General features: G+C 44.9%; 11 protein-coding genes. 7 read left to right on the top strand and 4 right to left on the bottom strand.

Translation table 11 applies throughout. From position 1 onward, the window contains the following. Positions 1-218: 218 nt before the first annotated feature. A complete protein-coding gene (ccoG, locus tag RTS09_RS09895) occupies positions 219-1,643 on the top strand; it encodes a cytochrome c oxidase accessory protein CcoG (protein ID WP_050325858.1) in 1,425 nt (474 codons plus the stop codon). A 126-nt stretch (positions 1,644-1,769) separates the two neighbouring features. Next, positions 1,770-2,339: a FixH family protein gene (locus RTS09_RS09890; RefSeq protein ID WP_219300660.1), complete on the top strand. Its 570-nt coding sequence runs from the start codon at positions 1,770-1,772 to the stop codon at positions 2,337-2,339. A 119-nt stretch (positions 2,340-2,458) separates the two neighbouring features. On the opposite strand, the gene RTS09_RS09885 is transcribed toward RTS09_RS09890, so the two are convergent. Further along, entirely contained in the window at positions 2,459-3,382 is a 924-nt protein-coding gene (locus tag RTS09_RS09885; RefSeq protein ID WP_312536648.1) for a PHP domain-containing protein, read from the bottom strand. Positions 3,383-3,585: 203 nt separating this feature from the next. Here RTS09_RS09885 and RTS09_RS09880 point away from each other — a divergent pair, with 203 nt between their 5' ends. The 4 genes from RTS09_RS09880 to RTS09_RS09865 all read left to right on the top strand — a co-directional run bounded on the left by RTS09_RS09880 (position 3,586) and on the right by RTS09_RS09865 (position 6,283). Continuing rightward, complete coding sequence (locus RTS09_RS09880; protein ID WP_076777102.1) at positions 3,586-4,149, top strand: inner membrane-spanning protein YciB; 564 nt, start codon at positions 3,586-3,588, stop codon at positions 4,147-4,149. A gap of 12 nt (positions 4,150-4,161) precedes the next feature. Beyond that, positions 4,162-4,464 carry a YciI family protein gene (locus tag RTS09_RS09875; RefSeq protein WP_278931593.1) on the top strand — a complete coding sequence of 101 codons (303 nt, stop codon included), beginning with the start codon at positions 4,162-4,164 and terminating at the stop codon, positions 4,462-4,464. A gap of 65 nt (positions 4,465-4,529) precedes the next feature. Then, positions 4,530-4,958, top strand: coding sequence for an SH3 domain-containing protein (locus RTS09_RS09870; protein ID WP_312536643.1), 429 nt, complete (start codon positions 4,530-4,532; stop codon positions 4,956-4,958). A 44-nt stretch (positions 4,959-5,002) separates the two neighbouring features. Further along, complete coding sequence (locus RTS09_RS09865) at positions 5,003-6,283, top strand: TIGR03862 family flavoprotein (RefSeq protein WP_409418388.1); 1,281 nt, start codon at positions 5,003-5,005, stop codon at positions 6,281-6,283. Between the two features lie 38 nt (positions 6,284-6,321). Here RTS09_RS09865 and RTS09_RS09860 read toward each other — a convergent pair whose 3' ends face one another. After that, positions 6,322-7,671, bottom strand: coding sequence for an APC family permease (locus RTS09_RS09860; RefSeq protein WP_312536640.1), 1,350 nt, complete (start codon positions 7,669-7,671; stop codon positions 6,322-6,324). Positions 7,672-7,817: 146 nt separating this feature from the next. On the opposite strand from RTS09_RS09860, the gene mnmC1 reads away from it, so the two are divergent. Continuing rightward, positions 7,818-9,905 carry an FAD-dependent 5-carboxymethylaminomethyl-2-thiouridine(34) oxidoreductase MnmC1 gene (gene mnmC1 / locus RTS09_RS09855; protein ID WP_312536637.1) on the top strand — a complete coding sequence of 696 codons (2,088 nt, stop codon included), beginning with the start codon at positions 7,818-7,820 and terminating at the stop codon, positions 9,903-9,905. 1 nt (position 9,906) lies between these two features. Here mnmC1 and RTS09_RS09850 read toward each other — a convergent pair whose 3' ends face one another. Next, positions 9,907-10,716 (bottom strand): glycosyltransferase family 2 protein, encoded by an 810-nt coding sequence (locus RTS09_RS09850; RefSeq protein WP_312536634.1) that lies wholly within the window; start codon positions 10,714-10,716, stop codon positions 9,907-9,909. Next, entirely contained in the window at positions 10,713-11,537 is an 825-nt protein-coding gene (locus RTS09_RS09845) for a beta-1,6-N-acetylglucosaminyltransferase (RefSeq protein ID WP_312536631.1), read from the bottom strand. Before RTS09_RS09845 ends, RTS09_RS09850 begins: the two co-directional genes overlap by 4 nt. Positions 11,538-11,539: the final 2 nt, after the last annotated feature.

Genomic DNA, 11,539 nt, shown 5'->3' with positions numbered 1-11,539 from the left:
TACGCTTTTCTTTCCCTCTGTCAATACCAATGGGAAAAGTTTTTTGATTTATTTTGCAGTTGTTGATAATTCCCTTTATTTTGTGGGTATTTACTGCCATTTGATATATAATTGAATATATTGTTTAAGCAATTTTTTGTTAGGCGATGTTCCCTAGTTTTACGGTCGTCGTCTTGCAATTTTTTATGTTCATGTCAGAAAATATGTGAGGGCAAACAATGTCTGTACAACCTCCTTCCCCTGCTGGTAATGATTTTAGACTTCCTGTTCACCAAGTAGATGCCACTAAAAAACGCGTACACCCCCGTTTTGTGACGGGTTTTTATCAAAACATCCGCGTTGTCAGTATGTATTTTTTATTGTTGTTGTTTTTGGTGTTACCATGGATTCGCTATGGCGGACACCAAGCAATATGGTTCGATTTCTCGGGTTCTAAGATTGTGCTATTTGGGCTAACTTTTTTACCCCAAGACGTTTTTATTTTTGCGTTTTTCTTTATGGTTGCTGCCTTTTTATTGTTTATGGTGACCGTTTATGCCGGTCGTGTGTGGTGTGGCTATGCGTGTCCACAGACGATTTGGACGCATATGTACCAATATACTGAGAAGCTTATCATCGGTGATCGTAATAAGCAGTTTAAGTTAGATAAAGCGCCTTGGAATGGCGAAAAAATCATGAAACGCGGCTTGGTGTATCTGATTTGGTTTATCATGGCGTTGGTGACTGCATTGACGTTTAGCAGTTATGCTGTTGGGACTGATTATCTTTATCATAGTTGGCAATGGTTTGGCGTTATTCCTGTGCCAGATTGGACACCGCTAACTTGGGTTTCGGTACTTATTTTTACCTTTGCGACGTTTGCCAATGCAGGCTATATGCGTGAGCACTTTTGTACCCATATTTGCCCCTATGGCCGCTTCCAAAGCGTGATGTTCGATAAAGATACGTTGATTGTCACCTATGACTATAAACGTGGTGAGCCACGTGGCGCACGTAAAAGAGGCGGTGAAGATGAGAACTTAGGTGACTGTATCAACTGTTTGATGTGTGTGCAAGTGTGTCCGACGGGTATCGATATTCGTGATGGTTTGCAAGTTGAATGCATCCAGTGTGCGGCCTGTGTCGATGCGTGTAATGACATCATGGATAAAGTTAATAAACCACGCGGTTTGATTCGTTATAGTACCGAACGCCAATTGGTAGAGAATGAGCCAAGTAAAATTTTGCGTCCCCGGTTTTTTGCTTATTTGGCGGTGATTACGTTGTTGATTGGGACGGGGGTTTATTTTTTAACCAGTCGTGTACCGCTGCAGATTGATATTCGCCGTGACCGTAATCAGTTGTCGTCAATCAATGCGCAAGGTTTGGTAGAAAATAACTACATCATCAAAATCACCAACAAAACCCAGCAAGACCATGATTATGCGGTGACATTGACACCACAACCCGGCTTAAAACTTGATAGCCGCTTTAAAACCATTCCATTAGAAGCAGGCGAAAGTTATGACTTCCCTGTCAGTGTGCTGGGCGATCCAAAAGTGATTACCCAAAGCAATATTCCTATCCAAATGCAAGTGGTGAGCGTGGATGATGGCGGCAAATATAAAGCGGTAAAAGATAACGTGTTTACCACCGATAAATAAGTTTGATTGCCTAAAAAAGCTGATTTTGATAATCGGCTTTTTTTGTGCCAAATTATTGGCGCACGTTATTGGGGCATGGGTTTTTCTGCTATACTAGCTTTTTGATTGTTATCTGCTGAGTGGTCTATGGCAACGCCGACAAATTCTCCTGCTTCATCAACTTCTAATCAGTCGATATCCAAACTTTGGTATAAAAATTATATGGTTTGGATTTTTGTTATTGGTCTGCCGCTATTTGTGGTAGTCGCCTGTATCTGGTTCGTGTTTTACTCGGTGAGAATCCAAGACTCTACTGTGCGTGATGACTGGTACATGGATGGTAAGACCTTATATGCGGATGTGTCCAAAGATAAACTGGCGCATGATTTGGGGCTAACCGGTCAAATGATGATTAGCCATCAGGCAGTGAACTTTAAACTTGAGGCGCCCGCCAGTGACAAGTTTAAAGCACCTGAGCAATTGGCAGTCGAGATTTCCCATGCCACCCAAAAGCAAAAAGACCGTGACATTATCGTCAAACGGTTAAGTGATGGCAGTTATGCGGGCAATGTGCAGCTGGACCCGTCTAAAGGCAAATACTATATTGTGGTGCATGACCCAGCCAATAGCTGGCGGCTGCGTGCAATTGAGGAATTGCCGATGGCGAAATCGATTGAGTTTAAGCCACTGACCGCGTTTGATAAAAAACCAAACTAACACTGGCTAAGACTAACTAATAAATAATTGGCACTTGGCATCCTTGTGCCTTTCATAAATATCCTCATAAGCAAAAATACTAAAAAACCTTGCTGGGTAGTCAACGAAATGGTAAGTGTTTAACAACTCTCCCAAATCCCCACTTGCCCTTCATGCAGTTTTGGCACGCCGCCGAGTACCCGCCACGGCATGGTGCTGCCATGAAAATCACTACCGATAGACACCTTTAACTCATGCGCTTTAATCACTCTATCGACCATATGGCGGGTTGAAGTCGGTTCATTACTGGCGGGCAATTCCACCGCATCGCCACCGCTACTGGCAAAATCTGCAATCAGTTTACGCACTTTGTTGGCGGTTAAATTATAACGGGTCGCATGAGCCAAAGACGCTTTGCCACCACAGTCATGAATCAAATTGATGCAATCTTTAAGCGATAAGCCATCGAGTGCCACATAGCAAGGTTTATGGTCGGCCAAATAGCCGGTAAAGGCTTTTTGCACATCACTCACCAAGCCTAGATCCGCCATCACTTTGGCGATATGGGTACGACCGACCGCTTGGGGATTACCTTTGGCTTGCACTAACACCGCTTGCCAAATCTCATCCATCGGGCGTTTAAAGGTACTTGCCACACGCTCGCACATCGCATAGCCGCGCGTTTCTCGATTGGCTTGGATGGCAGCGAGTTTGTCATGCATTGTTTCGATATTACTAAAACCGTACCCCAGCACATGAATCACTTTTTCATTTTGGGCAGGTTTTTTGGAGTAGCCACCTATGACACGATGACGACAGCTGATTTCAACACCGTGAATCAGCGTCATACCAAGACTATCAGCGGTTTGGCGCGCCTCAGGGAGGCCAAGTACCGTATCATGGTCGCTTAAGGATAATACTTTCACCCCTTTTTCATGCGCTTTTTGCACCACTTCGCTTGGGCTAAAAGTGCCATCGGAGCGGGTACTGTGGCAGTGCATATCAATCGGAAGTTGGGTATAAATAGGACTGCTAAACAAAATATCGAGATTTAAAGAATTCACAAATACGCCTTAATTACAAAAGCTGGTTGCCAACAATAGGACAAAAGGGGTTAAGACAAAGAGGGGTTAACTCTGCGCTGGCTTACTCAGAAGGGCACATGATTGATAAAGCAAGGAAAATCGCAAAGTTACTTTTCGATTTTAGCATATCCGTGTAAACTAGCGGCTAAGATTTTTACAAGCGATTTTTGTTAGAGATGACTATGAGCGGTTTATTGGATTTGCTACCTTTACTGGCATTTTTTTACTTTTCTAAACAGCAAGGGGTATTGGCAGGTGCGGCGGCGTTATTGATTACGACACTGGTGGTATATGTCGTGCATTTTGCCCGGCAAAAAGGCAAGCTCAATAAACAGCAGTGGGTGACGCTGATTTTAACCGTGGGATTTTGTGGATTAAGCTTAATTTTCCATGACGAAGCCTTTTTAAAATGGAAATCAACCGTCATCAATAGCGTGTTTGCGGTTGCGCTCATTATCAGTGTCGCGATAGGTAAACCGCTATTAGAACTGGCAATGAAAAATGTGTTTCGATTGACCCAATCGGGCTGGAATAAACTCACCCTCGCTTGGGCAGGGTATTTCTTGCTGATGGCAGGTTTGCAATATTATTTTGCGTTTTTTACCAACAACGATACCTGGATTAATTTTAAAAGCTGGGGATGGATACCGGTGATGTTGGTGTTTTTAATCGGGCAATTTGTGTTCTTAAAAAACCACCTAAATCCAGATATACAGCAACAAATCAATGATAAAGGAAAAAACTAAAGGAGAATATGGATGGCACTTTATATTATTATCGGTCATGACGTCCCTGATAGCCTTGAGCTACGCAAACAATTCCGTTCTGCCCATCTTGAGCGTCTTACCCGGTTAGATGAGCAGCACCGGCTAATCATCGCAGGCCCTACGCCCATTGCGCATGGAGAGCCTGAAATGAGTGGCAGTGTATTGGTCGTGGATTTTGACAGCGATGAAGCTGTGCAAGCTTGGGCAAGTGAAGAGCCTTACTTATTAAATGGTGTGTATAGTCATGTGGATATCAAACCCTTTATCCAAGTTTTTCCTAAATCAGTGAGTTAATGTTGGGTTTAACGATTGTTTGTAGTACAAAATTAGCAAAGTCTGGGTGGTGATAGGTGGTAAGCATGAAAAAATTGGTGGGCACGTTGGCAAACGGCGCAGTGTTATTGACGGTATTACAGGTGACAAGCCTGACCCATGCAGCACCGCAAGTTGTCGTCACTGACCCAAAAACAGGACAACCACTCGCCAAACAGCCAGAGCTTGCCTCAAGCGTTGCCAGTAGCACCTCACCGATGCAAAACCCCAAACAACCTACCCTTGCCCAGCTCAACCAGCCCACTGACAGCCAGTTGTCCAACGCCAACCAACAACTATTGGCAAAAAATGCTGAATTACAAAACCAAGTCGATAGTTTAAATACGCAGGTCAAAGTGCTTGTCAATGAGCGCAGTGGACAGATTTTTATCTATGGTGCAGTCACTGCACTGCTGAGTGGGATACTGGGTATCGTACTGGGCTGGATGGTCGCAGGGCGTAAAGGTCGCTGGTAGTCGACTTTATAAGCCTACTATTATAAGCCTCACATTGACTTGCCATGATGCCAAATAACCAAGCCGACTTGCCAAAAAAACCCATCGTCGCCATCATTGGCGCAGGTCCTGCTGGTCTGATGGCAGCAGATTATCTGCGCCAGTTTGATGTCACCATCCACGTATTTGAACAAAAACCTTCCCCTGCCCGCAAACTATTGATGGCCGGTAAATCTGGACTCAATATCTCGCACGCTGAGCCCGTTGATGCCTTTGTCACGCGCTATCAGCCCAACGATTGGTTAACGCCGCATATTGAAGATTTTAATGCAGCGCATATCCGTGATTTTATGACTCGCTTGGGGATTGAATCTTTTGTTGGCTCGACAGGTCGCATCTTTCCTACCATGATGAAAGCCTCGCCACTGCTGCGGGCGTGGTTGCAAGCGCTGCAGCAAGATGATGTGCAGTTTTTTTATCGGCATAGCTGTGATGCCATTGACGGCAAGCAAGCGACTTTTTCGGTAGCGCGTGAAAGCGGCAACCTAACTGTTACCCAAAGCTTTGATGCGATTGTGTTGGCAACGGGTGCGATGTCATGGTCGCGGCTCGGTAGTGATGGCAAATGGCAGGCATGGCTCAGCGATACAGAATTGACGCCGTTTTATGCCAGCAATGTCGGTATCTGTCGCCCACTGTCGCAGCCTTGGTCGGCGCATTTGCACCGCGATTTTGGCAAAGCGTTAAAACGGGTGAAAGCTCAGGTGACATTGCCCGATGGCAAAATTGAGCAGGGTTTTGGTGATATTATTCTCACCCATTATGGCATGGAAAGCGGGCTGATATATCGGCTCAATCGTGCCATGCGTGAGCAATTAAATCATACGGGCAAGGTATCACTACAACTTGACTTGCTGCCTGATGTGTCTGACGAAAAATTATTGAGTAGTTTAAAAAATCCCAAAAAACAATCGCTAGCTAACCTTTGGCGAAAGGCAGGACTTGATCCTGTCAAAATCGCCTTACTCAGAGAAATCGTCACAAAAACGCACTGGCATGATGCCGATAAAATGACAAAGGCAATCAAACAGTTAACGGTAGAATTCGATAGCTTTCGACCCATTGAAGAAGCGATTAGCTGTGGCGGCGGGGTAAAACGTACAGCATTAACCGAGGATTTTGCGCTAAAATCCAATCCTTATGTATTTTGCTGTGGCGAGATGCTTGATTGGGATGCGCCAACGGGTGGCTATCTGCTGACGGCTTGTTTTGCCACAGGCCGAGCCGCCGGACAAGGCGTGGCGCAGTTTTTAGCGTTATCCAAAAAATTGACGCAATGCCCTTGATATAAGGCACTTGATATAAGGCACTTGACATAAGGTACTTATCGACTGTGTAGATAGCGACTGTAAAAGTAGGCAAGCAGCAGCACAAGCGCACAAATCGGTAAGCAGACAGGTAAAAACAGCGGATTTTGCATGCCGCCGAACACTACCATCAATGAGCCCAATGCCGCCAAAATCGGCGATATCACACCCAATAACATACTTTTGATATGACCTTGTTGCCATAAGCGAAACACCGCAAAGTAAAATACCAAATACAGCAAGTAACTCACCACAATCGCGATTTCTGAAATATCCATATCGCCAAGTAGCTGACTTTTCATCACCGCATAGTGCACAGCCGCCCAAAACATGGATAAGGCAAAACCTAGCAGCGCTGAACCAACCGATAGCTGATAGTTGGGCGAGACTTGACGCAATTGCGCGCTAAACGGAATCAATGATTTAAGCGCTAAAGAATGCGGCAGACGAATCAGCCCTAATACCAAGCCATTGACTGTACCCATCACCGAAATCACCACAAATACCAAAAAGGCTTTGGCAGCGGTTTCGCCAAATAACTGGGTTGCCACCACATAGACGCTTTCATCACCCAATGCCATCACTTGCTCGGCGCCTAGATACGAGGTAAGTCCAACAAAATACAGCAAATAGCCCAATAGAATCAACATAGGCGCGACAACTAAGGCAATCGGTAAATTACGTTTGGCATGTTTGATTTCCCCTGAAATACTGGTAGAGACCACCCAACCATCAAACGAAAACGCAATCGGACCAATGGCACCGAGCCATGCCAAAGACTGGGTCGCTTGACGCGCAGATTCACTTGGATGGGTTAACGCAGCCACAGGGTCGCCATATACAAACGCCATCAACCCTAGCACAAATAACGGAATTAATTTAACGATGGTGGCAAAGACTTGAAAACGCCCTGCAAACACCGCTGCCATCACATTAAACAGATAACAAATGACAAACCACGTAAGCCCGATGCCCATTTGTAATTCAAGCGATGCCTCTTTTACCCCAAATAACAGGGCGGTGTAAATACCCACTACCCACGTCACCACCACGCCAAGTGTCGGGTAATACAAAAACAATTGAAACCAGCCAATCATCGTAGAAAAATGTGGACTGACAAATTCATCGGCATAGCCAATCAAGCCGCCATGCGCATCGGTACGTTTTGCCAGCTCAGCAATCGATAGCGAACCAAAAATAATCGCCACTGCCGCCAATACAAAAACCACCACGCCCAGCGCCACATTGCCATTGGTATATTTTAAAACATTGTCTGCCTTAAAAAATATCCCTGAGCCAATCACAATCCCCACAATCATTGCCAATGCGGTGATTAAGTTATAACGCCCGTTAGTTGATTGATTCATGTTGTTACCACACCCAAAAAAAGCTGCATGCCATGTTGCAACGATAAAAAATCAGTTATGCTATACCCCCTAATCGCTGTTTTCAAGCCTTGTATTAGTAATATTTTACTTAGCACTAACTTTTAGTTATTTATTATGGGTCAATGATGCCACAATCTAGCCAACGTCCTGTCTCAAGCACTACCCCAGCATCAACCATTCAAACCGCCAAACTGCACTGGCAGCTAGACGATAACGGCGTGACTGTCCCCCTCTCTAGCGAATTTGGCGATGTTTATTTTTCCAAAACGGACGGCTTGGCAGAATCTCGCCATGTTTTTATTGATGGCAACGACTTAACCAATAGCCTCACTAATTTGAAGAACTTTGAACGATTTGTGATCGGTGAGATTGGTTTTGGCACAGGGCTTAATTTCTTGGCTATTTGGCAACTTTGGCAACAAATCAGACCTGACAATCATAGCCATTTACATATCATTACCACCGAAAAATTTCCCCTACGCAAAACTGACCTTGAACAAGCTTTAAGCGTGTGGACAGAGCTTGCTGGGTTATCACAACAGCTCATTGACAACTATCCACCGCCACTGGCTGGCTGCCATCGTTTGAACTGGTTTGATGAACGATTGACGATTGATTTATGGCTTGGCGATGCGACGAGTAGTTTGTCACAAGTGACTGGGCAAGGTAAAGTCGATGCGTGGCTGCTTGATGGGTTTGCGCCGAGTTGTAACCAAGAGCTTTGGTCAGAGAGTTTATTGGCTCAAATTGCAAGGTTATCCAAACCTCACACGACTTTGGCGACATTTAGCGTGGCAAGCGCAGTCAAACAGGGGCTAAAACATCAGGGTTTTACCTTAGCCAAACGTAAAGGCTTTGGCAAAAAGCGAGAAATGCTCACTGCAAGCTTTCAACCTAAGTTAACATCCACCAATTTTTGCGAGGTTTATTTTCGCTATAACAGAAAAATTAAACCATTCTTTGTCACCCTACCCTTTACTGACACGTTTGAATCCCGACGTCGTCAACGTCGAAAAGCCAATAACGTTAAAGGCTTTGAACTACCCAATTTCTCGGCCATTACAAAACCGCTGTCTGTGGCGGTGATTGGGGCTGGGGTAGCGGGGTTAAGCAGTGCGTATGCCTTAGCCGCCCGTGGACACAAGGTCACCATTTTTGATAAAGATGAGCCGTTGGCAGGCGCATCGGGCAACATCCGCGGTTTTCTTGCGCCAAAACTTACGAGCCTAAAACGCCTTGAAACCAATTTACATGCGATTGGCTACTTGGCAAGCTGTCGATTTTACCCTTATTTGACCGCACAAACCGGTATTGAAATCCTACAAACCACCGGCTGTTTGGATTTACTCTCACACAATCGCTTACAACTCGATGAAGTCAAAGATTTCCCACCCCAATTTGCCCGTTTATTGACCGCTGAACAAGCCAAAGAAATGACAGGTTTTGATATTGGGCAAGCGATATTTCTGCCCAATGCCGGGTTAATCAGTACCGCAAACTTTGCCCAAGCTGTTTTATGCCACCCCAATATTAGCTTTCAGGCCGAGGAATTAACCTATTTTCAGCAAGCCTATTTTCAGCAAGATAGCGACCAAGTGCTATTAACATTCACTGAGCGTCAGCAGTTTTTTGACCATGTGATTTTGTGCATGGCTTTAGACACCTGCGATTTTTTACCCACCATCAAACGCTTTAATCACAGCCGTGGGCAAGTGACGTGGTTTGCTGTCGATGAGCATGATAAATCACAGTTGCCAAAACTGCCGCTAAAGTATGGCAGTTATTACGCCAGTTTTAGCGAAAACAGTAAACGCCATGTCATGCTTGGGGCAAGTTTTGTTAGGGATACCTTGGATACCACGCCAGCCGTTGTTGACCATCAGATGAATGTGGCAGATTTGGCGGGTGCGGTGCCCGATTTGGTCAACAACACTGATATATTTACCGTCGAAAAAAACATATCTCATTGGCAGGGTCGCGCTAGTATCCGCAGCCAAACCGTGGATTATCTGCCCCTAGTTGGGCAGGTGTGGCAAGCGGGTTATGAAAGCACCAGCCGAGTCTGGAGCTTTTCAGCATTGGGGTCAAAAGGCTATGCTTATGCCCCGATTTGTAGTGAGTTGCTGGCGGGACTGATGTGTGGGGAAATATTGCCGTTAGCTAACAAGATGGTCAACACCTTAAGCCCCAATCGCAAGGTTATTCGGCGCTAAGTTATTTTCTCAGCAGTTTTTGATAAACCAAGCTGCGTAAACTATTTGGCAATAATCGCACCGGTAAGCGAATGGCGAGGTTTTTAAGCAGTTGCGCAATAGGCAAAAACCCTTGTTGATAAAAGCTTTGCTGAATAGCCCACTCGTATCGGGCATACGCCAAGCCCCCGCGCCGTTCATACATCGCATCCCCTGCCCGTGCATACACTAGCACCTCGGGCAAATTGGCAAACTGATAGCCAGCGAGCAACAACCGCACCCACAAATCATAGTCTTCAAACAGCGGCGCATGCCGATAGCTACCGACCGCTTGTACCGCTGATTTTTTGAAGGCAACCGTCATGTGGTTGATGGGATTGCGCGACTTGGCTGAGGCAAAAATTGCCTCGTGTGAGGTTGGCACCGTGCGAGATTTTTTCCCCTGTGACAGCTGCTTTTCAAATTCAATGATTTGCCCGCCCAACACGTCAATTTTGGGATGACTTTGGATAAAGTTGATTTGCTGTTCAAAGCGGTTAGCCACACAGATATCATCAGTATCCATACGCATGACCCAGTCATGTTGACAAGCGTTTAGACCTGCATTCAAAGCCTGTCCAAGCCCGACGTTTTTTATTAAAGCGATAATCGTTAACGGCAGTTGCGGCTTAAACTCTTGTACCACTTTTTGTAATGCCAAATTGATTGGACCATCAAAAACCAAAACAATCTCATCGGCTTGGCGTGTTTGATTGACCAGGCTGGCTAGACATTCGGCTAGAAATTCGGGGTTTTCTTTGTCGTATAGGGACATCAATACAGAAAATTTCATGTTAACTCACCCAGCCAAGTCAATGCCACATCCTTTTTTACTTTACGGGCAAACCAATAGCCATTAAATTTCGCCTGCTCAAGCTTTAATAAATCCAAATAAATCGGGCTATTGCCATTATTTACATTTTTGTCAAAAATAATTTGTCGGCGGTTATCATTACTTAGGCGAATTTGATTGGTTAATTTTTCAGTAATTAGCGTTTGAAAAAAGTGTTCATCGGGCACCAGCTTGTGACGGAAAAAATCACTGTATTCATCCGTAAAAGGCATAATTTTTTCCCAGTCTGCACGCGTCACTGAAAACCATTGTGAGCCAAAATAAATGGACGAGTGATAGGGTTTTACTTTTGCCACGCCTTGTTGCAGTTTGGTGATGATTTTGCCCGTCAATTGCCGTTGCCAGTCGCTGTCAGCATGGGGACTGTCCATAATAAAGCGATACGCATACTGTGGTGCCATCTCGCAGGTCATCATCGCCTGAAAATCAAAGCGCTGTTGCCACTGTTTTTCTATCACTTCAAATGGTTGTAACACCACATCTTCACCGCTTAACAGGTGAAAATAAGCATTGTCCTCATTGGCAAACGCTGTTTCAAATAATTTTAATGTTGCTTCTATTTGGCTAAACCCGCCCCAACGTACCGTTATTCTATCTTTGAGCAAAAATACATTGGCTAGCTGTGCAGTCTCAGCGTTAGGAAAATAATCGGATTTAGCATCCATATGCACATAAAAATTGACGTTGGGCTGAATTTTCGCCAGCTTAATAAAATAACTGATATCTTGATGGGCCTGGATAAGTAAGGCGTGTTTTTTCATGC

This window comes from Moraxella sp. CTOTU47618, from assembly GCF_032017425.1.
In the GTDB taxonomy this organism is placed as follows: Bacteria; Pseudomonadota; Gammaproteobacteria; order Pseudomonadales; family Moraxellaceae; genus Faucicola; species Faucicola tetraodonis.
Note: the sequence above shows the minus strand (reverse complement) of the source record. Positions and strands in the feature narration are given on the sequence as shown.

Coding starts and splice junctions, on each gene's coding strand:
- ccoG (WP_050325858.1), top strand. CDS start 219: ATGTCTGTACAACCTCCTTCCCCTGCTGGTAATGATTTTAGACTTCCT.
- RTS09_RS09890 (WP_219300660.1), top strand. CDS start 1,770: ATGGCAACGCCGACAAATTCTCCTGCTTCATCAACTTCTAATCAGTCG.
- RTS09_RS09880 (WP_076777102.1), top strand. CDS start 3,586: ATGAGCGGTTTATTGGATTTGCTACCTTTACTGGCATTTTTTTACTTT.
- RTS09_RS09875 (WP_278931593.1), top strand. CDS start 4,162: ATGGCACTTTATATTATTATCGGTCATGACGTCCCTGATAGCCTTGAG.
- RTS09_RS09870 (WP_312536643.1), top strand. CDS start 4,530: ATGAAAAAATTGGTGGGCACGTTGGCAAACGGCGCAGTGTTATTGACG.
- RTS09_RS09865 (WP_409418388.1), top strand. CDS start 5,003: ATGATGCCAAATAACCAAGCCGACTTGCCAAAAAAACCCATCGTCGCC.
- RTS09_RS09860 (WP_312536640.1), bottom strand. CDS start 7,671: ATGAATCAATCAACTAACGGGCGTTATAACTTAATCACCGCATTGGCA.
- mnmC1 (WP_312536637.1), top strand. CDS start 7,818: ATGCCACAATCTAGCCAACGTCCTGTCTCAAGCACTACCCCAGCATCA.
- RTS09_RS09850 (WP_312536634.1), bottom strand. CDS start 10,716: ATGAAATTTTCTGTATTGATGTCCCTATACGACAAAGAAAACCCCGAA.
- RTS09_RS09845 (WP_312536631.1), bottom strand. CDS start 11,537: ATGAAAAAACACGCCTTACTTATCCAGGCCCATCAAGATATCAGTTAT.